Source organism: Brevibacillus centrosporus, assembly GCF_003710815.1.
Lineage (GTDB): Bacteria > Bacillota > Bacilli > Brevibacillales > Brevibacillaceae > Brevibacillus > Brevibacillus centrosporus.
This window is the reverse complement of the sequence record NZ_RHHP01000031.1, coordinates 48440-71167: the sequence shown is the minus strand read 5'-3', so window position 1 is coordinate 71167 and position 22728 is coordinate 48440. Positions and strand designations below refer to the sequence as shown.

Genomic DNA, 22728 nt, shown 5'->3' with positions numbered 1-22728 from the left:
GCACGACCCCATGCGGATTTTTCCTGTCTCTTCTATTTACTGATTTGCTCGAGCAGTTCAGCGAAGCCTGGGAAGGATACATTGATCGCTTCCTCATTTTCGATGATGGTTTCACCGCGTGCTGCGAGGCCTGCAATCGCCATAGCCATCCCGATACGATGATCTCCCATACTGTTGATCGTTGCCCCTGTCAGCGCTGTTTCCCCTTCAATAATCATACCATCGTCCGTTGGAGTCACCTTGGCACCGAATTTACTCAGTTGACCTACTACTGTCGCGATCCGATCCGTTTCCTTTACCTTCAGCTCCTCGGCATCCCGAATCACCGTTTTCCCCTTTGCCTGCGTGGCCATTACTGCAATCACAGGGATTTCATCAATCAGACGAGGGATAATATCACCCGCGATCTCGATGCCATGAAGCTGAGAATGCTTGACCAGTAAATCTGCCACTGGCTCTTCATTTACTACGCGCTCATTTACCAGCTCCAGATCTCCACCCATCTGCTGTACGACGTCAATGATTCCCGTACGGCTCGGGTTGATCCCTACGTTTTCAATCAAGAGAGAACTGCCTGGCACCATCATCACAGCAGCAATCAGGAAAGCTGCAGAGGAAATATCCCCTGGTACCTGAATCGCACGTCCTTTCAGCTTTTGTCCACCCTCTACCGATACGGTAAGTCCGTCACGTACGACATGTACGCCAAAAGCTTGCAGCATGCGCTCTGTATGATCACGAGACAAGTGAGGCTCCGTGACGCTCGTGACACCCTTTGCCTGCAAGCCAGCCAGTAAAATTGCGGATTTCACTTGAGCACTCGCTACAGGAGATTGGTAGGCAATTCCTTGCAGGTCTCCCCCGCGAATCGCCAGTGGAGTAAACTCTCCGTCTTTTCTTCCGTCAATTTTGGCACCCATTTGACGCAGCGGTCCAATCACACGACGCATCGGTCTTTTCGCGATGGACTCGTCCCCTTCCATGACTACGTGGAAAGGCTGTGTGGACATAATCCCCGACATCAGACGAATCGTGGTACCGGAGTTGCCGACATCCAGCCGCTCCGCTGGCTCCTGCAAACCATACCAGCCTTTGCCGAGTACGGTTACTTTATCTCCCTGCTGCTCGATCTGGATACCCATCCGACGAAAACAACTAATCGTGCTAAGGCAGTCCGCACCGGGCAGAAATCCTTCGATCGTAGTAGTACCCTCTGCCAAAGACCCGAACATAACTGCCCGGTGAGAAATCGATTTATCTCCTGGAACTCGAACGGTTCCTTGAATTGTATTAGCTTGACGTACGCGAAGCACTGTTCCACTCCCCTTTTTTCTCATGACAGTCATGCTGTGAAGCGTCTTCGTTGTAAAGTCTGATTATAGTAAAATACCCCTTGCTTACTGCCCGCTGCCTTTCGGTTCCTACACTCGCTTATAAACGTTGTAGTCGAAGTAACGAAGCAGCTCCTCGCCTTTTTCCATTTCAGACTGCGATTGGAACGTGATACGCAAGGCTCCGTATATATCTTCACGCGTTTCCCGAATCTGCAGGTTGATAATATTGATCTGTCGCGCGCCCAGAAGTGTCGTGATTCGTCCGATCTCTCCTGGATGGTCGGGAATATCGATATACAAATCGTATAAAGGCGGCAGCGCTCCCGCTTTACGCTCAGGCAGCCCATCGCGAAAATCTCGCGCTGTCTGGAAAAATTGCTCGATTCGATCTGCATCGCCAGCTTTGACCAGATCCATGACTTCTTCCAGCGCATTCGCCCAATCCTTGGCTATCTTTAATAGAGGCTCGCGGTTTTGCAGCAAAACATCTCGCCACATTCGTGGATTACTGGAAGCGATACGGGTAATATCTCGGAAGCCCCCTGCTGCCAACCGAGCATGCCACCCGTCATCCCCGTCGTAGCCTGCTACCAGGTTGACGAGTGCCGATGCAAGCACGTGAGGGAAATGACTGACTGCCCCTACTACTTGGTCATGCGTCTCTGGGTCCATCTGTACGACTTTTGCTCTTGTCAGAGACAAAATGTCCGCTAAACGATTGACCTGCTGCTCGGAAGTTCCCGCAGAAGGAGTCAAAACGTAGTAGGCGTTTTCCAAGAGGCGGTCCGAAGCTGCTTCTACGCCGGACTTATGCGATCCTGCCATTGGATGGCCCCCGATAAAGGTCACATGGGGAGGAATCACTTTGAGCGCTTCTCGTACAATCTCTGCTTTCGTACTGCCAACATCCGTCACAATCACATCGGACTGAAGCTCCAAGTCATCGAGCATCCGGAGGGTGGAGAATATCTGTTCTACAGGTGCTGCTAAGAAAATGATGTGGGCCTCTCTGACAGCTGTTTGCAAATCTGTCGTACCCGCGTGGATGACGCCCGACGTCAGAGCCTTGTCCAGTCGATCTTGTCTCACGTCATACCCGACAACCCGAATCTCGGGGTCGCGACGCATTGACAAGGCGATTGATCCGCCAATCAGCCCAACACCTAGTACTGCTATGGTGGTTTTTTTCATTTTGACTTCTCGATCCTTCCTGCTTGCGTGTAGACAAAGATGCCGGGGGTGTCCCGGCATCTTCTATGATTATTTCAATGCGCCTGTGACGATTTCCTTCAGAACGGCTAGAACCTTCTCATTTTGCTCCGGCGTACCAATTGTAATGCGTTGGTAGCCTGGATGGCCAAGTGCATTCCCGGAGCGGAGAATGATCCCCTTGCTCAAAAACTTCTTGAATACTTCGTCCGAATCTTGATTCAGGTTCACCAGAATAAAGTTTGTTTGAGACGGGAAGTAGTCAAGACCCCATTCTTCAAAGGCATCCGTGTATTGCTTCATGCCTTCACGGTTGAGCTCGCGGCATTTTTTCACGAAGTCTTGATCGTGAAGAGCGGCACGCGCTGCCACTTGGCCCAATGCTCCTGTGTTAAACGGCTCACGAACATGCTCCAGTTGAGAGACGAGCTCTTCGGATGCAATTCCGTAGCCCACACGCATGGTAGCCAGTCCGTAAATTTTGGAGAATGTGCGCAGGATGATCAGGTTTGGATATTCCGCCAGCATCGGAATGGTTTTCGGATATTCTGGATCTACCACGTACTCGTAATACGCTTCGTCCAAAACAACGAGCACGTCTTTCGGAACTTTCTTCAAGAAGGCTTCCAGTTCCGTTGTCGTTACGATCGTACCGGATGGGTTGTTCGGGTTGCACACCCACACAACGCGCGTCTGTTCGTTAATAGCCGCAGCCATTGCTTCAAGATCGTGAACGCCATTTTTCAAAGGAACTTCGATCAGCTCAGCACCTTCAATAATAGCATTGGAGCGATATTGTGAAAAAGTCGGCGATGCCATCACGGTATTCGTACCTTCGCTCAAATACGCGCGAGAGATCATCAGCAGACTTTCATCTGATCCATTTCCGAAAATCAACTGACCCGGTTTTACTCCGAGGAATTCAGCCAAATCCCAACGCAGATTCAGGCTTGCACCGTCCGGATACAAAGCCAAATTGTCCAAATGAGCAACGATTGCCTCTTTTGCTTTTGGCGATGAACCATACGGGTTTTCGTTAGACGCCAGCTTGATGACTTCAGTCAACCCGTATTCCCGTTTGACATCATCGATCGGTTTGCCGGGTTGGTATACTGGCGCATTCAAAATTCGTTGCTTCGGTTGCATCTACATTTCACTCCAGACCTTTTTAGTGATTATTGTAACGCACTGGCTAACTGTTGTACAAAGGTTTTTATTTTTGCGACAGCCTCTTCGGATTGCGCTGGATCTCTCAATTGCTCCTCGTGTCGCTCGATTTCGAGGACGATGGCGCTCCCGACGATCACACCATCCGTATGCGGCGCCACTGCTTTGACCTGCTCGGGAGTCGAGATGCCGAAGCCAACAGCCGTTGGAACCTTCGTGCTCGCCTTTACTCTGCTGAGGAAATCTGACAAGTCCTCCCGCAGGCTGGCGCGAGCTCCTGTTACTCCCAGGGACGACACGCAATACAGAAAACCAGTGGCTTGCTCCCCGATCGTTTGAATGCGCGATTCTGAGGTAGGTGCCACCAAGGAAATGACGTGAATTCCGTTCTTTTTCGCCGCCTCGACTACAGGTCCGTTCTCCTCGATCGGCAAATCAGGAATCACGACGCCATCTGCCCCATAGGTAGCCAGATCCGCAAAGAATCGCTCCACACCATATTGAAGGACGGGATTAAAGTACGAGAACAGGACCAGAGATGCTTCCATGCCGGAATCACGCAATCTTTTCACGAGCTGCAAGGCATCGATGATTGAGATGTTATTTGCCAGTGCCCGTTGCGAGGCGCGTTGAATGGTTGGCCCATCTGCCAGCGGGTCCGAGTACGGAATGCCCAGCTCGATCAGGTCTGCTCCCGCTTCTACCATCGCTTGTGCTAGCTGATAAGTGGCTTCCAGCGTAGGATCCCCTACTGTGATAAACGGAATGAAGCGTTTGCGGCTGCGATCTTCGAACAATCGGTCAATACGGTTTACGGCTGCTGTCATTATTGCTCGCCTCCCTCTGCGGTTTGCTCCAGCGCATCCTGGATCGTCAATACGTCCTTGTCTCCCCGACCAGACAGGCAAATGACAAGAATTTCCTCTTTGGACATTTGCGGTGCTCGCTTGATCGCTTCCGCAATGGCATGGGCACTCTCCAGAGCAGGGATAATTCCTTCTGTTCGGCAGAGAAGCTGTACTGCCTCCAGTGCCTCAGCATCGGTAACGGACGTATAAGTCACGCGGCCACTGTCTTTTAGATACGCGTGCTCCGGACCTACCCCTGGGTAATCCAAACCTGCCGAGATCGAGTGGGCTTCCTGTACTTGTCCATGCTCATCCTGCAGCAGATACGTCAAGGAACCATGGATTACTCCGGGACGACCAAGGCTCAAGGTCGCCGCATGTTTGTCCGTGTCAACACCTTGCCCAGCAGCTTCCACCCCTCGAAGGGCAACCGCTTCGTCCGAAATAAACGGGTAGAACATCCCGATCGCATTGCTGCCACCGCCTACACACGCGATTACTTCATCTGGAAGTCTTCCGAGCATTTTCAGAATTTGGGCACGCGTTTCTTCTCCGATAATCTTTTGGAACTCACGAACGATGTATGGATAAGGATGCGGACCTACGACAGAACCGATCACATAAAACGTCTCTTCTACATTGGAAACCCAGTAACGAATCGCCTCATTCGTCGCATCCTTCAACGTGCGAGAACCCGAAACCGCCGGGATCACCTCCGCCCCCAAGAGCTTCATGCGGAAAACGTTCAAGGATTGACGGCGAATGTCTTCTTCCCCCATGAATACCTTGCAGGAAAGACCCAATTTCGCAGCGACAGTCGCACTTGCCACTCCGTGCTGACCCGCTCCTGTTTCTGCAATAATCGAGGTCTTCCCCATACGCTTAGCCAAAAGTCCTTGACCCAGTGCATTATTCAGCTTGTGTGCTCCTGTATGATTCAGGTCTTCCCGCTTGAGGTAAATACGGGCTCCACCCAGCTCTTCTGTCAAACGCTCGGCATACGTGAGTGGCGTTGGTCGGCCTGCATACTCGCTCAGCAAATGATTTAGTTCCCCGCAAAAAGCCGGATCCTGGGTCGCTTCCTCAAAAGCAGCCTCCAGCTCGGTCAGCGCGTTCATCAGCGTTTCCGGTACAAACTTTCCTCCAAACGCTCCAAAGCGTCCTTTTTCGTCTGGCACGATTCGCGTAGTTGTCGTTGCTTGCTTCATGCGCCTTTCACCCTCTCCACCAGTGTTTTTATTTTCTCGGCATCCTTTTCGCCGTCTGTTTCGACTCCACTTGATACATCAATCATCTCTGCTTGATAACGGTTAATGAGCTCCGATACATTTTCCGTATTGATCCCGCCAGCGATGATGCACGTTTTTTCCTGGCAAGCCTCCTGTAGCTGCGGGATCTGCTCCCAAGAAAAACGTTTGCCCGTCCCTCCTGCCTGGCTCGGATCGTACGTATCGAACAGGTACGCGTCAACGGAACCGGCGTAACGTGCGATTTCTGCTGCAGCATCTTCCTCTCCGCCAACCGCCAATGCTTTCCAAACAGGGAGAGAATAACGTGCTTTGACCTGCTGGCAGTACTCTGGCGTCTCCTGACCATGTAGTTGAATAACAGCTAACGGTACGTCCGCGAGAAGGTCATCCAATTCCTGAAGAGTGGGATTGACGAACACGCCGACAGCTGGTGGATGTTCAGGGACCTGACTCAGCAAGGATTTGACTGTTTGGCCATCTACCTGACGCTTGCTTTGGGCAAAAACGAAGCCTACGTAATCAACGTCCAGCTTTTTTAAGAGAGCAAGCGTCTCCACCCGTTTAATGCCACAAATTTTGACGCGCGTCACAGGATCACCCCCGGCTTCGCACCATTCGTTTCGCCAACCAAGGAAATCACGGCTTTCCTCACATCGGACTGTCGCATGAAATGCTCGCCTACTAGGACTGCTCTCGCCCCAGCCTTCCTCACGTTTTCGATATCCGCTGGAGCTGAAATACCGCTCTCGCTGACGACTGTGATCGAGGACGGGATCTCGGCAATCACTTCATGTGTCACTGCCAGATCCGTTTGGAACGTATGGAGGTTGCGGTTGTTAATCCCCAATAGCGTGGGAGTGATGTGCCTTAGCACCATCTCGGTCTCTCGGCGATCATGCACTTCCACCAGTACATCTAGGCCCAGCTCTTCTGCTGTCTGGTACAAATGACGCAGCTGTGATCCCTCGAGAATGGCCGCAATCAGCAGGATGGCATCTGCTCCTGCTGCCCGGGCTTCTACGACTTGCATTTCATCGATAAGAAAGTCCTTGCGCAATAAAGGTCGATCGATTGCCTCGTGGATCGTATGCAGATAAGTCAGGCTTCCCTGGAAAAAGGATTCATCGGTTAATACAGAGAGACACTCTGCCTGCGCCGCTTGATATGCTTTGGCGATGGTCACTGGCTCAAAGTCAGGACGGATCAGTCCTTTCGATGGCGAGGCTTTCTTCACCTCAGCAATGACACTGACAGCTCTTGTGCTTGTTTCCAATGCTTTGCGGAAACCTCGCGGCGCTTCTACGGATTTTGCAGCTGAAAGCAGGCCGGACATTGTGTTCTCTATGTGCAGGCGGCTAACTTCTTCCCGTTTTTTCTCGACAATTTTACGAAGCATGAATCATTCCTCCTGCAATCTGTCGGACTTGCTCGAGCTTATTCATCACGAGTCCGTCGTCAATCAGTTCAGCGGCACGGATCACACCTGCTTCAATCGAGCTCACCCGATCTGCCAGGTACAGGATCGCTCCTGCGTTCAGCAAAACGATATCGCGAGGCGCTCCGCGTTTCCCTGCAAAAACATCGTGGATGATGGCCGCGTTTTCCGTTGCATCTCCACCGCGCAAGGCATCTTTTTCATAGCGCCGCAATCCGAATTGCTCAGGCTGTATTTCATAGGTAGTGATTTTGCCATCGCGCAGCTCTGCCACATGGCTGATTCCGGTTACTGTCAGTTCGTCCAAGCCGTCTTCTCCTGCTACGACCAGCGCTCGTTTGACATCCAATTGAGCAAGAACGGAAGCGATCGTCGGAAGCAGCTTGGCATCATAAACACCCATCAGCTGATGACTGGCATTGGCTGGATTCGTCAAGGGACCCAGCAGGTTGAACACGGTGCGAACAGCCAGCTCCTTGCGTGGTCCAGCCGCATGCTTCATCGCTTGGTGATACAGCGGCGCAAACAGGAAGCACAGATTCGTTGCACGCAGGCAGTCTGCCGCATTTTTCGGAGTTAGATTGACCGGAACGTCCAGTGCTTCGAGCACATCTGCACTCCCACTTTTACTGGATACGGCACGATTGCCATGCTTGGCGATGCGAACCCCGTCGCTCGCTGCGACGAAAGCACTCGCCGTGGAAATGTTAAAGGTATGACTGCCATCGCCGCCTGTTCCACACGTATCCACCAAGCCCGGAAGCTCGATCGGAAACGTCGTAGCGCGTGCTCTCATCGCTTTGGCGAAGCCGAGAATTTCTTCTACCTGCTCACCTTTCAAGCGAAGGCTGGCGAGAAAAGCCCCGATCTGGGCAGGAGTCGCTTTGCCGTCCATAATCTCTCCCATGGCTTCCTCGGCAACAGCGGTATCCAAATGCTTGCCTTGCAGGATCTGCTCGAGTGCTTGCGTTAGCATGACAATTCCTCCTTGCGCGAAAACAGCTGCTCCGCTTTTTCGAGTGCGGAAATCATAGCTGCTGCCTTGTTGACAGTCTCCTGATACTCATTCGCAGGTACAGAGTCAGCGACAATCCCTGCTCCGGCCTGCACGTGTGCGTATCCATCCTGGAAAAACAGCGTGCGGATCGTAATGCAGCTATCCAGCGAACCGTCAAAGGAAATGTACCCGATCGCCCCTGCATACAAGTGGCGGGCATCCGGTTCCAGCTCTGCGATAATTTCCATCGCTCGAAGCTTGGGAGAGCCCGATACCGTACCTGCTGGAAAAGCGGAAAGCAGAGCGTCAAATGGATGCAGATCTTCCCGAAGCCTGCCCGTCACATGCGACACCATGTGCATGACATGGGAGTAGTTTTCGATTACCAATGCCTCCTCTACTTTGACACTACCGTAGGCGGACACTTTCCCCACATCGTTTCGTCCGAGATCGAGCAGCATGTAGTGCTCGGCTCTCTCCTTGTTGTCCGCTAGCAAATCTGCCGCCAGCAGTTCGTCTTCTTGTGGAGTAGCTCCTCTTTTGCGCGTACCCGCGATCGGCCGCATTTCTACTTTTTCATCCTCGACCCGTACCAGCAGCTCCGGTGAAGTCCCAACTACTGTTTCCCCTTCATACTCGAGGTAGTACATGTACGGAGAAGGGTTTAACGTACGCAGCAATCGATAGACCGCAAAAGGATCCACATCTGTTTTCACGGAGAATCGCTGGGATAACACCACTTGGAAAATATCGCCCGCGGCAATGTATTCTTTTGCCTGCTCCACGATTTCCTCGTACTTCTCGCGACTCATATTGGGCTCCACAGTGAGAGGTGTCGGCTCTTGTTCAGCTACTTGGATACGGCGGTCTGCCTGAAGGGGCTCACTTACTTTCGCAGCCAGCTGTTCAAGGCGTTCACAGACTTGCTCGTATTTTTCGGCAATGACGGCTGGTGTATCTCCCGTCTCGACATGGAGGTTTACAATCAGCTGGATTTCTTGCTTCAGATGGTCAAAGGCAATCATTTCATCCACAAACAGAAAACGCATATCCGGAACAGTCAAGCGCTCTTGTCGATGGGCTGGAAGATTTTCAAAATAACGTAGTGTATTGTAGCCGAAAAACCCTACTGCTCCACCACTAAGCCGTGGGAAACGAGGCAGCTTAGGGCTTTTGAAACGATCCAATTCTTCACGGAGGTACTGAACCGGATTCCCTTGGAGGGACGTACGCTCTCCATTACGGCGCAGCACGGTAATTTCTTCTTCCTTTGCTTCGACGATCTGAAAAGGATTCATCCCGATGAAGGAAAACCGTGCCCATCTCGCTCCGCCTTCCACACTCTCAAGAAGGAACGAGTCACTTTGGCGAACCTTTTGGTACAAACGAATGGGTGTCTCATGGTCAGCTAACAAGGTCATGCTCACGGGAATTAAAGAATACGAAGCCGAAAGGGATTGGACCTCGGCTAAAGTGGGGAAATACATGGACTCTCATCTCCTTTTTCGGGGGAAAGAACGGGACGGAATTTTGATCCGTGCTCTTCCCTGCCCGCTAACTAGAGCGAGAGGTAGGGGGAGAATTTCTATACAAACAACGAGATTGTTTGCCCGTTGTTTGGTGGCCGTTTTGAGACCACGTTCAAGCCTCATGAAAATCCTGAGTGGAGTTTTCATAATAAACTTGGAATTGCCAAGCTTCTGGCACAGGTGAATGATCAGCTGCCCACCTACTATCCTGTTATGCTTACAAAGCATTGGGATAATAAAAAAACCAGTGCGAGCACTGGAATGGGCGCAAAAAATATACCCAGCCTGCTCTTCTCTCCTCAACCTAACTCATCTCAACTCTGCTCTACTTGCTCTGCTCTCAGCCGGTAATTCATCAATCCGGAAAACGAGACGCTCTCGTTTCACTTATCGTAAAAGAGAGCGCCCAGAATGTCAACTATCGATTTGTCAGATCGGGGCGGAGTTTAACCGCATCCCGCAAAAATACGTGTTGAATATCTTTTGCTTGCTTGTCCGTGTTCACATGCATCATGACACGCACACACATAGGCAGACCGCCTGGAACAGGAATTTCGCGCGCGCACATCAGCGGAACGTATTGCCATCCATCGCCCTCAAGCAAGCGTGCAGCCTGCGCAGGGAAGGTAGCACTTACATCTTCTGTCGTGGTAATGATAATACTCGCTATGTCTTCTGCTGCAATCTCATTTTTGCTGACCATTTCTTCCAACAGCCATTTGGTGGAGGACACGATCTCTTCACGTGTGTCGACCTCTACTGTAATGGCTCCTCTGACTCCTCGCACTCCCATGATTACGCCTCCACTTCTTCTCGCATCACTGTCAAGATGATTTCTTCGTCGATGTCTTTAATTAGTTCTACATGGCCGATTGCCCGTGGCAAAACAAGAGCGAGCTTGCCGCCAACGGTCTTTTTATCCCGCTTCATCGCTTCCAGCACCGCTTCCGGCGTGAGACCTGCTGGCCATTTTGTCGGGAGATGGTACAGGCTCAGCACGCGCTCTGTCTGTTCACATACGCCCTTCTCCGCAATTCCTACCCGTTCTGCCACTTTGGCTGCGATACACATCCCAATCGCGATGGCTTCTCCGTGGTTCAGCGCGGAATATGCGCTCAATGCCTCAAACGCATGCCCAAATGTATGGCCCAAATTAAGCAAGGCCCGCTTCCCTTGCTCTCTTTCATCCTCTGACACGATCGCCGCTTTCACCGCACAGCCTCGTTGAATCGCTTTTGCCAACAATTCAGAATCGAGCTCCCACAAACGGTCTGCATTCTCCTTCAGCCAATCGACAAAGGCTTCATCCGAGATAAGCCCATGCTTGACTACCTCAGCAAAGCCAGCTGCTACTTCCCTTTTCGGAAGCGTATGCAGAGCAGATGTATCGTAGATGACCACGCGCGGCTGATGGAAGGCACCGATCAGGTTCTTCCCGAGGGGGTGATTGATGGCAACCTTGCCCCCTACCGAGCTGTCATGAGCCAGCAGCGTAGTAGGCAGCTGAACAAAGTCGATACCGCGCATATAGGTAGCTGCGACAAAACCTGCTAAATCACCGACAACACCACCACCCAGCGCCAGCACAGCTGACTTGCGATCGAGACCTGCCTGAATGGCTTCTGTCATAATTCGGTCGTAGACGCTCAAGCTTTTGGATTGCTCACCCGCAGCAATCACACTCGCAGTCGTACGGTAGCCTGCCGTTGCCAAGACTTCACGCAGCGGCTCCAAATAATTCTTTGCCACGTGTTCATCTGTTACAATCAGCAGCTGACTCTTCGAAGAAATGCCAGCCTCCTGCAGCAGCTTCGGTGCATGCTGCAAAAGACCTTCTCCAATAACAATCGGATAGGATCGCTCGCCCAAATCTACAGTCAGAGTCTCGTGTTTCATTAGAATTTCTCCGTGTATGCCCGGTATTGACGAACGTTTTCCACCATGTCGTCCATCGAGTCGGATGGGAATTTATCACACATCGCATTTGCAATTTCCCATGCCACAACTGCTTCGGCTACGACACTCGCTGCTGGAACCGCACAGCTGTCCGAACGCTCAATGCTCGCGGAAAACGCTTCTCGGGAATCGATGTCAACGCTCATGAGCGGCTTGTAAAGCGTAGGAATCGGCTTCATCACACCGCGAACCACTACCGGCATACCCGTTGTCATACCGCCTTCCAAGCCGCCTGCGCGATTGGATTTTCGGCTGTAGCCCGTCTCTTCATTCCATTCGATTTCATCATGGACCTGCGATCCTGGAAGACCAGCCGCTTCAAATCCAATACCGATTTCTACCCCTTTAAAAGCTTGAATGCTCATGATGGCTTGTGCCAGACGTCCGTCCAGCTTGCGATCCCATTGTACATGTGTTCCCAGACCAATTGGCACGCCTTCTACGATTACCTCAACGATCCCACCGAGAGAATCGCCATCCTCTTTGGCTTTATCGATCGCAGCCATCATTTTCACTTCAGCTTCCTTATCAAGGCAACGAACCGGCGATTCCTCTGTTCGAGCAATCAATTCGTCGAGACTCACATACTCCCGTTTTGCAATGATGTCATTAATTTGCAGGACTTGTCCGCCTACGCGGATTCCAAACGCTGCGAGCAGCTCGCGAGCGACAGCTCCTACTGCTACGCGAATCGTCGTTTCACGAGCGCTGGAACGTTCCAGAATATTGCGCATATCCCGCTGATGATATTTGATCGCGCCATTTAAATCCGCATGGCCCGGACGTGGACGGGATACACGACGTTTTTCCTCTGCTCCCTCTTCCACCGGTTCTGCACTCATGATTCCTTGCCAATGTGTCCAATCCTTATTTTCCACGACCAGCGTAATCGGAGCTCCTGTTGTATAGCCATGACGAACACCGGAAAGAATTTTCACCTGGTCCTTTTCAATTTGCATTCTTCTGCCACGGCCATGTCCTTTTTGACGACGAGCCAACTGCTCATTGATCGCCTCAATGGAAATCGGCAGATTGCTTGGCACACCCTCAATAATCGCAGTCAACTGCGGCCCATGAGACTCTCCTGCTGTCAAGTAACGCATTACTAGCTTCCTCCATCCTCCAGGCAGCCCGATCCCTTTTTCCCTAAGCAAACGGGATGCTGTCCTTTATCACTTTTAAGCGCTATAATATCATACCTAGTACTCGGTGGAAATACCAAAGTCATAAACGATTACAGATTCTCCCCTTTTACAGGAAAAACGCCTCTCCCTTTAGGAGAAGCGCTGCTGGACGTCTTGGCGATGTTCAGAAATGATCTACCATCAAAAAAGGATTGGACCCCAAAGAATGACGGGAGTGATCCGCTCGCAATAAATCGTCAAGCTGTTGCTTTTCCGCACCGAGTATTTGTCCGCACTCTTGCAAAGTGATCAGACCCCGGCGATATGCCTCAATGACTTTGTATTTATCCATCTGCTGCCCCCCAGAATATACATGTCGATAATTCTAGTCTTGGGAAAAAAGGGCAGAGATATACAAGCAGCGGCACTCAAATCATCCCATTTTGCGATAAAAGAATGTATCTTCTGTCTCCAGCTGGTATTGTTGTGGTTGGAAAATTTGCTCCGTGCTGCCTACGAACAGTACTCCGCCCGGCTTCAAGGCACGGCTGAATTTTTGATACAGCTCGTGTTTCGCTTCTTCCGTAAAATAAATCATGACATTCCGGCAAATGATCAGGTCAAACTGTGTATCAAACGTATCCGCAAGCAAATTATGCTTTTTAAAGGTTACGAGATTCTTCACCTCATCCGTAACCCGATAGCTCAGCGCGTCTTTCGTAAAATACTTCGTGATCAAATCCTTCGGGCAATCCTGCAAGGAACGGTCCGTATAGACACCTTGCTTTGCCTTTGCTAATGCACCTTCATCGATATCGGATGCAAGCACAGTGGCCGCTAGTTTTTTTCGCAGCAGAATGAGCGACAGCGTATACGGCTCTTCCCCCGTCGAACAGGCAGCGCTCCAGCACTTTATCCGGGGCGATTGCTTGGTCAAGCGCGGAAGGATCTTGTTTTCTAGCACTTCCCATCTTCCAGGATTGCGGAAAAATTCGGATACGTTAATTGTCATGCGATCCAAAAACTCATAGAACAACGTCTTGTCTTTGGATATCGCATCAAAATAATGCGTAAACGTATCATATCCTCGTTTTACCCGTAGAGATGTCAACCTGCGCTTCATCTGTGCTTCTTTGTAGAGGGCAAGGTCAATTCCGGTCATTTTTTTGATGTTTGCAATAAATTGAAGAAAGTCCTTATCTTCCATGGGAACGCTCCCCCTTTGACAGCTTACCTTCTATACATTCGCCAAAATTCGAGAAAACCCTATCAAATTCGTGGGGATATTTGTCAAAATAACGAAAAAAAACCCCGAGCCCGGGGTTTTTCTGCATTTCATTCTTAGATCCAGCGTTGGATTGTTTTTTCGAAGGAAAGAACTTCGTCAGCGGAGAACCACAGACCGATTTCACGCTCAGCGCTCTGTGGGGAGTCAGAACCGTGGATGATGTTCATACCAACGGAAGTAGCGAAGTCGCCACGGATTGTACCGGAAGCAGCATCTACTGGGTTGGTTTTGCCCATCATTGCACGAGCAGTTGTGATTACGTTGTTACCTTGCCATACCATAGCGAATACAGGACCGGAAGTGATGAAGTCTACCAGTTCGCCGAAGAAAGGACGCTCTTTGTGCTCTGCATAATGTTCTTCAGCCAGTTCGCGGCTAACAACCATCAGCTTCGCGCCAACCAGTTGGTATCCTTTTTTCTCAAAACGGGAAACGATTTCCCCGATCAGGTTACGTTGTACGCCATCAGGTTTTACCATAAGGAACGTTTTTTCCATTGTAAGTATGCCTCCATTAGAGCTATGTATTGGTGCACGTTACACCAACGAAAATTTTATCAAAAGAATAGGGGCCAAGCAACAGCCACTCGGTTAAAATTCATTAAAATTTGCGTTCAATAATAAAATCGGCGATGCCGGACAAAGAAGTCTTGGCTTGGTTGTTAGGTAAATCCCTTAAAATGGCATGCGCTCGCGCAATGTACCGCTCTGCAAGCTGCTGCGAAAAAGCAATGCCTTCGTCTGAACGGATCAGATGAATCGCTTCATCGACATGATCCCAAAACGTCTCTTCTTTCATCCACGTTTGAAAGCGATCCCGCGTGCGACCGAAGTGAGCGGTATAGAGGGCAGGCAACGTAATGTTGCCGTTCACAAGATCACTACCTGCAGGTTTCCCAAGCTGCTTTTCTGTTCCTGTAAAATCAAGAATATCATCCGTAATCTGAAAGGCCATACCGACATTGTAGCCGTACCAGTACATTTTCCGGATCAATTCCTCACTTGCACCGCTTGCCACAGCCCCGAGTTGGCAGCTGATTGCGATCAACAATGCTGTCTTCCGTTTGATCCGACGCAAGTACGTGCGAAAATTTTGATCCCAGTTCTTGAGATCCTTGACTTGCTCAATTTCCCCTTTGCACAGCTCCACCATTGCATTAGACAATATTTGATGCAGCTGTGGGATGGGAAGCTCAGCCGCGATTGCCAAGGCACGGGCAAAAATATAGTCGCCAGCGTACATAGCCACTTTATTGTCCCATTTCATCCGAACTGTATCTTTTCCGCGACGCTTGTCGGCATCGTCAATGACATCATCGTGAACCAGAGAAGCCATGTGAATCAGCTCCAAAGGAACAGCCACATGCTTCAAACGTTTGACATCGTAGTTTCCCCATTTTCCTCCGAGCAGGACAAAAACCGGACGAATCCGCTTTCCTCCTGCCTTGAGAAGATGAGTAGCAGATTGATTCAGCTCTCGCATATCTGTATCAATCGATTTTTCCAGCTCGTCTTCAATATACTGGACGTCCTTTTTCATTTTAAAATAAATATCGACCAGGTTCATCCGTTCCACCTATCTCGTCAACGTAGTATTGGTCTGCCGTCCACCAGCCTGCCAAAGGTCGACGGTTGCCGGTGCCGGTAGAAGTCCCAGCTCCGCTGCGCATCGGTAGTAATACAAAAGTCCAATCCGCTGTACGTCGCCGAAATCGTGCTGTAAACCTTGAAAATATTGAGCCCATTCTTGCTTGTCGCCACCAAAGTGGGTGTGGACATAGTCAATGAGCGGGGCTGGATTTTCCCTTGTCTTTCTCTTGCTCGCAAGAAAAGAGTCATGCACTTCAGCAAGCAGTTCACTTTGCTCGGCCAGGACCTCTTTTCGCACAGCCCAGATCGCAAAGGTCATTGAGTATCCGGTGAACTGATGCCACAGCTCTCCCAGATCATACACGTGGAGGTCGCCGCCGCGTCTCACTGCCTGAATCGCGTCGTCACCGATCAACAAAGCAGCATCTGCTTCGCGCAGCATGTCAGCAAGTATCGGCTCCTGTGTAACGTAAGAAATCTCATAATCGTAAAACTTAGACAGAATGATCTTCAACAAATTGACTGTCGTCGCTGACGTGTTCGTCAATGCAATCTTTGCACCATTCAGCTGTTCAATCGGCTTTTTGCTAAATAAGAAAAGGGAGCCTACTCTCCCATTGGCACTGACAGACAAATCTGCTAGTGCCACATAGCGGGAGGCATGCTCTGCGTAGCTAAAGGAAGAGATTGGACCCAAATCGATTTCTCCGCGTGCCATCGCCTGATTTAGTGTAGCGGGTACTTGCCGGATAAATTCGATCTGATCCTCAAAACGCTCCTGCTGAAAGTAAAAATAGACCGGGAGTACATTTGTATACAAGATCTGTCCAATTCGCAAGGACTTTTGCATGCTTCTATTCCCCCCAACGCCGAAACAGCGAGTGTGGTACATCCAGTGCATCCAAAGCTTTTCCTACGACGAAGTTGATGAGATCATCCATAGTTTGCGGCTTCTGATAGTAGCCAGGCATCGCTGGCAGGATTTTTACACCCAGCCTGCTTAATTGTAGCATGTTTTCCAAATGAATGGCATTCAGCGGTGTTTCACGCGGCACGAGAACCAGCCTGCGCCCTTCTTTGATCATCACATCTGCTACTCTCTCCAGCAGGTTTCCAGATGCCCCATGTGCAATTCCTGAAACGGTACCCATTGAGCAAGGAACGACGATCATCCCGTCACATTTGTAAGAACCACTGGCAGCCGGGCAATTAAAATCACGAAGGCCCCAGTAATGGAGCTGCCCGGGAAAATCCTGCTGCAGCTTAACCCGCAGCAGGCCTTCACGGTCATCCGTCACCCAATCGAGCTCGTCATGAAAGACTTGCCAGCCAGCTTCCGTGATGATGAGATGCACGGTATGTCCAGCTGACAGCAGTTCCTGCACCAGTCGAACGCCATAAATAGCACCACTCGCTCCTGTTATCCCGACAGCCCATTTCTGTTCACTCATGAAATCACCAGATCAATCATTGTAAAGGCAAACATGACCACACTCAAAATCCCGTTCATATTGAAGAAGGCTACGTCCAGCTTGGACAAATCCGTAGGCTTGACCAGGCTGTGCTCATAGATCAAAATCGCGCCGGAGATCAAGACGCCGATCAAGAACCAGATCGACAGGTCAGCTACCACATACAAGGACATGAGCCCCACAAAGGTAATCACGTGACAAATACGCGCGACCATCAAGGCATTCGCCACACCAAAACGGCTCGGCATCGAGAACAGCCCTTCTTTTCGGTCGAATTCACTGTCCTGGCAAGCATAAATAATGTCAAATCCAGCTGTCCAAAAGAGCACAGATGCGAACAAGAGAAGTCCAATCCCGTCAACCTGTCCTGTCGTAGCCACCCAGCCACCCAGCGGACCAAAACCAATGGCAACCCCCAGCACAAAATGGCACAGCCAAGTAAAGCGTTTCGTATAAGAATACAAAACCAATACGAATACTGCGAGTGGCAGCAGCTTCACAGCCAAATCGTTTAATTGGAACGCGGCAATGAAAAGCACTGCGAAGGAGACGACGATAAACAGAGTGACTTCCACAATGGAAATCAAGCCTGCGGGAATCGCTCGGTTCGCTGTCCGCGGATTTTTCGCATCAATGAGACGGTCAATAACTCGGTTTAAGGACATCGCCGCACTGCGAGCCCCTACCATGGCAACTGTTACCCAAAAGATTTCCATCCAGGTCGGCCATGCTTTTTCTATAACAATATTCCCCAAAACCGCGCCCATAAAAGCGAACGGCAGCGCAAAAAGCGAGTGCTCAAACTTAATCATTTCCAGAATAATTTTCAATTTACGAAGACTCATGTAATACACTTCCCATCACTGAAAAAATACCGAAAGCAACCTACCCGGTCAGCGCTTCAAACGTTGCTCCCGCAGGTAGGCGGCCAAAAGAATCCGCTATGGCTTGGTACCGATGTGCAGGGCTGCTACTCCACCCATGAAAAGCTTGACTTGTACTGGATCCAGTCCAGCTTGTTGAAACATCTTGGCAAGCTCACGGCTGTCTGGAAAGTTGGTCAATGACTTTGGCAGCCACGCGTATTGCTCGTACTTGTTTACTGTCCACTTCGCCACCAGTGGCAAAATATTGTAGAAATAAAAGTAAAAGAGCTTGCGATAAGGTATGAACGGAGGCTTGGACACCTCTAGTGAAACGACTTTACCACCCGGCTTCACCACACGTGCCATCTCATTTAAAACGGTCTGGACATCCGGTACATTTCGGAGCGCAAACCCGATTGTCGCATAGTCAAACGTATTATCTTCATAAGGAAGCTGCATCGCATCGCCGTTGACGAGCTGTACGTTATTTCCTACGCCTTTTTGGGCCACCTTGTACGCACCGACATCGAGCATGTTCTGGCTAAAGTCGAGGCCGACTACACTGCCTTCTTTCCCCACTGCCTGCGCGAGTGTAATGGTCCAGTCAGCCGTTCCGCATGCAACATCTATCGCTTTTTGTCCGGGCTGGATGTTCATCTGCTTCATCGTGTAGTTCCGCCATGCCACATGGCTTCCAAAGCTGATGACATTGTTCATTTTGTCGTATTCATCCGCAATGCTTTCGAAAACGGAATGAACGTATTCTGCCTTCTCTTTCATCTGGGCTTGGTTCACGTAGACTACATCTCCTCAATAACCCGTTTCAGGCGGTTGATCCGGTGGGAGTAACGGGCCGTCATGGTTGCAAGCATATTGCGGGTTTCCACAGGATGCAGCGTTCGCACCATTTGCTCGCACAGACCAATCATCTCAAGTGCTTTTTGCTCAATACCGGACATGACCTGTGAGATCGTCGTTCCTGGTTTTTGCAGCAAAAAACGGGCAAAACCAAAAGGTACTTGTTCTTGCCATTTCAACTGTTCCCATTCTCCGATAACGCTCTCTACTTTTGCCGTCTCTTTCATGAGATTCGTCCAGAAACGACGCTTCTCATCCGTCCCAGCATACGCTTGTACTACCGCAACGTACAATCCCGTGTCGATCGTATTTCGCAGCTCCCAATATTCTTCAGCTGATGGAAGTCTGCTGTCCTTGCCTGCCAAGTACAGCTTCATCTTCGCCTCGTTTACACGCTGCACGGCTCCAGACAAGACTTGGATCGCCTCGATCTCACTAGCTTCTGCCAGTAGGGCATAATAGCGAGCACTGTAAAAATCTCCTGCTAAAACAGTTAACTGCCGATTACGCTCGTCACTTTGTGTCCGTTCATAATCATTTTTCACGTACTCGTGAATGTCCAAGCCTAATTGGACAAGCCCAGTCGCTGTGCAGAAAATCATCGAGCGTTCCTTGGTCATCCCTTGTTCCATCAAAAACAGGTACAAAAGGGCAAGACGATTTTCCGCCATGGAAGGAACGTCTACATAATGTTCTACATAGGAGTGGGTACTTCTCTTGTAGATCTGTTCGATGATCACTCGAACTTCTTCTACGTATGGGGTATGTTCTTTGCTCATGCGTCCTCCTCCACAAGCTGTGCACAACCTGATGATGTCTGATGTGTTCCGTACACGATCGGTCTATCGGTACTACCCGGTCAAATGGCCGTCCTTGCTATCATACCATACTTCTATCATCAGGGACTAATTCTCTCGTAAAAATACGGATCGATTCGAACCGGAAATGAATCTCTTACGTATTGCTCCACATCCATCTGCGTCTCGAGCGGCTTGTCAAATGCATCCGCGTCTGTCCCATTCGACTCAATGGCAACGAGAAGTCTCGACTCTTTCGGAGTGTCTCTTTCCTCCAGCACGCGAAAATACACCTGTTTGACATTATCCGTGAGTGTGAACAGCTCGTGAGTCAAGCTGTAAAAGTCCTGATATACATGGGAAAGCTCAACCTTATCAGAGGGCTTCACCGCCAAATCGACATAAAGCGACGGGTTATCCCATTTTATACGCTTAATATTATAATGTGTTGTCATGCTTGTAAACAAATCCAATGCATTTTGCTCGCTTAGATGAATCGGACGGGAAGCTTGGAAAGTCGGAACATCCGTCCGTTTCCACCCTGTGTTCGGGACAAGTGACAGCATCAGAGCCAAAAAGGCAGAAACAGCGATGGCCGCAAACAGTCTACGTGGCATAGACATCCCTCCTCTCCATCATTGTACAAACAAAAAAAGCAGGCTATGCCTGCTTTTGCACAAAACGTACAGCTTATTCAGTCGTGTCGATCGTTCCGTGTTGAGAGTAAATAACCGCTTTTCCACGTACTTTAATTGCGGAAGTATGCTCGGTAAATTGAAAAATCATGACCTCGCCTTTATCGAGCTTTTCCGTGTGATGAAAACGAGTATCGGATCCCCGAGTGAGCCCGATGACGTGGACCCCGTTTTCTTTCGCCTTTACTACGAAATAATCTTGATTGAACACCGTTGGTTGTGACACTGTTTATCCTCCTTGCCAAGCGTTATGTGTCATTGACTACTATGATGTCCGGTCAGCCTGCAATCTGTTCATGATTTTTTCCACATAGCGCTGCGTTTCCTGCGGCAACTGGCTATATTTCTCCTCCAGCTCCGCATCGTTGTCGATACCCAATCGTCCGATGCGACCCGGGCCGGCATTATACGCTGCCAAGGCTACTTTCACATTGCCATCGTAGCGATCCAAGAGACTTTTCAAGTACTTGGTTCCCCCTGCCAGATTTTCATCCGGGTTGTATACGTCACGGACCTTCATCGCTTTTGCCGTCTGGTCCATCAGCTGCATCAGTCCTTTGGCACCCGCCTGCGAAACCGCCGTTGGGTTGAAATTGGACTCTGCTCGTACCACTTCACGAATGAGGTCATTGTCTACACCGATCGAACGCGCCATGCGATCAATCTTTTCTAAAAGAGCGGAAGTCGGGAGATTGGAAGCTCGTCCACCTACTGTTGTATTTGCCGCAGATGAATTCGTGTCTACCTCTTCTAGTCTCTGCGCAAAATTCCATTCTGGCGAACCGTCCAGCTCGGCAATAATCTCTTCTGCTGTAATAACACGCTGACCCGAAGCGAGCTGCGCTTGAAGTACATCAGAAAACAGGCCGTCATCCACGGATGGAAGAGCTGCCTGAGCAGTATTTGTGCCATAGGAAAGCTGGTTCAAATAGGGCTGAAGCGATACGGGTACATTCATAACTACTAACAACCTTTCCTCGCTTGTCTCCCTCTTATTATAGAAAAGAAAGAACAGGAAGCCAATAGTGAAATTGGTATCATCTTGAAAAACAAAAAGGAACCTGAATCCTCAGGTTCCGCTAATTGCGATGTAAATGGTCGGAATGCAGGGATTCGAACCCTGGACCTCACCCACCCCAAGGGTGCGCGCTACCGGGCTGCGCCACATCCCGACGTACATCTGTACTATACAATCATTTACCTGCAGCGTCAAGATAAATTTCCGTGTTTTTCTTGTTTACAAGCCGTTTTACGGACGGATCAAACTGAATACTTCTGCTCTAGCAGCAGCATCTTCTTTAAACAATCCACGCACAGCTGAAGTCACTGTTTTGGAGCCAGGTTTTTTCACACCACGCATCGTCATACACATATGCTCGGCTTCTACCACAACAACGACGCCATGCGGATCCAGCTTGCTCACGATCGCGTCTGCTACCGTCGAGGTGATTCGCTCTTGCAATTGGGGACGTCGCGCTACCGTATCCACAGCGCGAGCCAATTTACTCAGACCGACAACTCTTCCGCCCTTTGGAATATACGCCACATGTGCTTTCCCAAAGAAAGGCACGAGGTGATGTTCACACATCGAGTAAAACGGAATGTCCTTGACGAGTACCATTTCTTCATGATCCTCGCTGAACACAGTCTCGAAATAGTCTTCTTCGTTTATGTGCATGCCTTCGAAAACTTCGGCGTACATTTTCGCTACACGTTTAGGAGTATCTAACAATCCTTCACGATCCGGGTTATCGCCAACTGCCTCCAGAATCATGCGAACGGCCTGTTGTATTTTATCTAAATCGACGTTCATCTCGGTACCTCCTACTTTCTGACTCTCACTCTACGAGATCTTTCTAAGTTCTGACAGACAAGCAACACCAATCTTATCATATTGAAATCAAAAAAACAAAAAGATCTGACAAGAATTCCCCTATGTAAGTGTTTGAAAGCAGAAAAAAATCCACATCACGAAAATGTGGATTTTTTTATGTAAGTGTTTCGATCACGAAATGTGACGATTACTTGATGGAGTCTTTGAGTTGCTTACCTGGTTTAAACGCAGGTACTTTGCTGGAAGCGATTTCGATCTCTTCACCTGTTTGTGGGTTACGACCTTTACGAGCCGCGCGCTCACGAACTTCGAAGTTACCAAAGCCGATCAGTTGGACTTTGTCACCTGTTTTCAATGCCTCAGCGATCGCGTCGAGTACCGCGTCAACTGCTTTGGTAGCATCTTTCTTGGTGAGTTCAGTGGTGTCAGCCACTTTTGCAATCAGTTCTGTTTTGTTCATTCTTGTTCACCTCCCCTCAA

General features: G+C 49.9%; 26 protein-coding genes and 1 tRNA gene. All 27 read right to left on the bottom strand.

Annotated features, from left to right (window positions below):
* Positions 1–32: 32 nt before the first annotated feature.
* The 27 genes from aroA to hbs all read right to left on the bottom strand — a co-directional run bounded on the left by aroA (position 33) and on the right by hbs (position 22708).
* On the bottom strand, positions 33–1313 hold the full coding sequence (aroA, locus tag EDM55_RS21855; RefSeq protein WP_122961382.1) for a 3-phosphoshikimate 1-carboxyvinyltransferase: 1281 nt from the start codon (positions 1311–1313) through the stop codon (positions 33–35).
* 108 nt (positions 1314–1421) lie between these two features.
* Positions 1422–2525, bottom strand: coding sequence for a prephenate dehydrogenase (locus EDM55_RS21850; RefSeq protein WP_092272188.1), 1104 nt, complete (start codon positions 2523–2525; stop codon positions 1422–1424).
* Between the two features lie 69 nt (positions 2526–2594).
* The gene (gene hisC, locus EDM55_RS21845; RefSeq protein ID WP_122961381.1) at positions 2595–3689 is read right to left on the bottom strand and encodes a histidinol-phosphate transaminase; all 1095 of its coding nucleotides are present in this window, start codon (positions 3687–3689) and stop codon (positions 2595–2597) included.
* Between the two features lie 29 nt (positions 3690–3718).
* On the bottom strand, positions 3719–4537 hold the full coding sequence (gene trpA / locus EDM55_RS21840; RefSeq protein ID WP_122961380.1) for a tryptophan synthase subunit alpha: 819 nt from the start codon (positions 4535–4537) through the stop codon (positions 3719–3721).
* Positions 4537–5766 carry a tryptophan synthase subunit beta gene (gene trpB / locus EDM55_RS21835; RefSeq protein WP_092272179.1) on the bottom strand — a complete coding sequence of 410 codons (1230 nt, stop codon included), beginning with the start codon at positions 5764–5766 and terminating at the stop codon, positions 4537–4539. Before trpB ends, trpA begins: the two co-directional genes overlap by 1 nt.
* Positions 5763–6398, bottom strand: a complete 636-nt coding sequence (locus EDM55_RS21830; protein WP_122961379.1) for a phosphoribosylanthranilate isomerase — start codon at positions 6396–6398, stop codon at positions 5763–5765. Before EDM55_RS21830 ends, trpB begins: the two co-directional genes overlap by 4 nt.
* A complete protein-coding gene (trpC, locus tag EDM55_RS21825; RefSeq protein WP_122961378.1) occupies positions 6395–7204 on the bottom strand; it encodes an indole-3-glycerol phosphate synthase TrpC in 810 nt (269 codons plus the stop codon). The genes EDM55_RS21830 and trpC overlap by 4 nt, the downstream gene beginning before the upstream one ends.
* Positions 7194–8219, bottom strand: coding sequence for an anthranilate phosphoribosyltransferase (trpD, locus tag EDM55_RS21820; RefSeq protein ID WP_122923061.1), 1026 nt, complete (start codon positions 8217–8219; stop codon positions 7194–7196). The genes trpC and trpD overlap by 11 nt, the downstream gene beginning before the upstream one ends.
* Complete coding sequence (gene trpE, locus EDM55_RS21815) at positions 8213–9727, bottom strand: anthranilate synthase component I (RefSeq protein ID WP_092272171.1); 1515 nt, start codon at positions 9725–9727, stop codon at positions 8213–8215. The genes trpD and trpE overlap by 7 nt, the downstream gene beginning before the upstream one ends.
* Positions 9728–10187: 460 nt before the next feature.
* Positions 10188–10562: a chorismate mutase gene (gene aroH, locus EDM55_RS21810; RefSeq protein ID WP_092272168.1), complete on the bottom strand. Its 375-nt coding sequence runs from the start codon at positions 10560–10562 to the stop codon at positions 10188–10190.
* Between the two features lie 2 nt (positions 10563–10564).
* Positions 10565–11665: a 3-dehydroquinate synthase gene (aroB, locus tag EDM55_RS21805; protein ID WP_122961377.1), complete on the bottom strand. Its 1101-nt coding sequence runs from the start codon at positions 11663–11665 to the stop codon at positions 10565–10567.
* Positions 11665–12828 (bottom strand): chorismate synthase, encoded by a 1164-nt coding sequence (gene aroC, locus EDM55_RS21800; RefSeq protein WP_092272162.1) that lies wholly within the window; start codon positions 12826–12828, stop codon positions 11665–11667. Before aroC ends, aroB begins: the two co-directional genes overlap by 1 nt.
* A 205-nt stretch (positions 12829–13033) precedes the next feature.
* The gene (locus tag EDM55_RS30435; protein ID WP_170184360.1) at positions 13034–13201 is read right to left on the bottom strand and encodes a hypothetical protein; all 168 of its coding nucleotides are present in this window, start codon (positions 13199–13201) and stop codon (positions 13034–13036) included.
* An 81-nt stretch (positions 13202–13282) separates the two neighbouring features.
* Positions 13283–14056: a CheR family methyltransferase gene (locus EDM55_RS21795; protein WP_092272159.1), complete on the bottom strand. Its 774-nt coding sequence runs from the start codon at positions 14054–14056 to the stop codon at positions 13283–13285.
* A gap of 134 nt (positions 14057–14190) precedes the next feature.
* Positions 14191–14634: a nucleoside-diphosphate kinase gene (gene ndk / locus EDM55_RS21790; protein ID WP_092272155.1), complete on the bottom strand. Its 444-nt coding sequence runs from the start codon at positions 14632–14634 to the stop codon at positions 14191–14193.
* A gap of 103 nt (positions 14635–14737) precedes the next feature.
* The gene (locus EDM55_RS21785; RefSeq protein WP_092272152.1) at positions 14738–15703 is read right to left on the bottom strand and encodes a polyprenyl synthetase family protein; all 966 of its coding nucleotides are present in this window, start codon (positions 15701–15703) and stop codon (positions 14738–14740) included.
* A gap of 9 nt (positions 15704–15712) precedes the next feature.
* A complete protein-coding gene (locus tag EDM55_RS21780; protein ID WP_122961376.1) occupies positions 15713–16576 on the bottom strand; it encodes a menaquinone biosynthesis protein in 864 nt (287 codons plus the stop codon).
* 4 nt (positions 16577–16580) lie between these two features.
* Positions 16581–17177, bottom strand: coding sequence for a UbiX family flavin prenyltransferase (locus EDM55_RS21775; protein ID WP_122961375.1), 597 nt, complete (start codon positions 17175–17177; stop codon positions 16581–16583).
* A complete protein-coding gene (locus EDM55_RS21770) occupies positions 17174–18043 on the bottom strand; it encodes a UbiA-like polyprenyltransferase (RefSeq protein ID WP_092272143.1) in 870 nt (289 codons plus the stop codon). Before EDM55_RS21770 ends, EDM55_RS21775 begins: the two co-directional genes overlap by 4 nt.
* A gap of 96 nt (positions 18044–18139) precedes the next feature.
* Entirely contained in the window at positions 18140–18859 is a 720-nt protein-coding gene (locus tag EDM55_RS21765) for a demethylmenaquinone methyltransferase (protein WP_092272139.1), read from the bottom strand.
* Positions 18860–18864: 5 nt separating this feature from the next.
* A complete protein-coding gene (locus EDM55_RS21760) occupies positions 18865–19701 on the bottom strand; it encodes a heptaprenyl diphosphate synthase component 1 (protein ID WP_092272135.1) in 837 nt (278 codons plus the stop codon).
* A gap of 119 nt (positions 19702–19820) precedes the next feature.
* On the bottom strand, positions 19821–20336 hold the full coding sequence (locus tag EDM55_RS21755; protein ID WP_122961374.1) for a hypothetical protein: 516 nt from the start codon (positions 20334–20336) through the stop codon (positions 19821–19823).
* A gap of 73 nt (positions 20337–20409) precedes the next feature.
* On the bottom strand, positions 20410–20640 hold the full coding sequence (gene mtrB, locus EDM55_RS21750; protein WP_092272128.1) for a trp RNA-binding attenuation protein MtrB: 231 nt from the start codon (positions 20638–20640) through the stop codon (positions 20410–20412).
* A gap of 39 nt (positions 20641–20679) precedes the next feature.
* A complete protein-coding gene (locus EDM55_RS21745; protein ID WP_122961373.1) occupies positions 20680–21372 on the bottom strand; it encodes a lytic transglycosylase domain-containing protein in 693 nt (230 codons plus the stop codon).
* 137 nt (positions 21373–21509) lie between these two features.
* A tRNA-Pro gene (locus EDM55_RS21740) sits at positions 21510–21586 on the bottom strand.
* Positions 21587–21663: 77 nt separating this feature from the next.
* The gene (gene folE, locus EDM55_RS21735; RefSeq protein ID WP_092272122.1) at positions 21664–22227 is read right to left on the bottom strand and encodes a GTP cyclohydrolase I FolE; all 564 of its coding nucleotides are present in this window, start codon (positions 22225–22227) and stop codon (positions 21664–21666) included.
* Positions 22228–22435: 208 nt separating this feature from the next.
* Positions 22436–22708, bottom strand: coding sequence for a non-specific DNA-binding protein Hbs (gene hbs, locus EDM55_RS21730; RefSeq protein WP_092272119.1), 273 nt, complete (start codon positions 22706–22708; stop codon positions 22436–22438).
* Positions 22709–22728 lie beyond the last annotated feature (20 nt).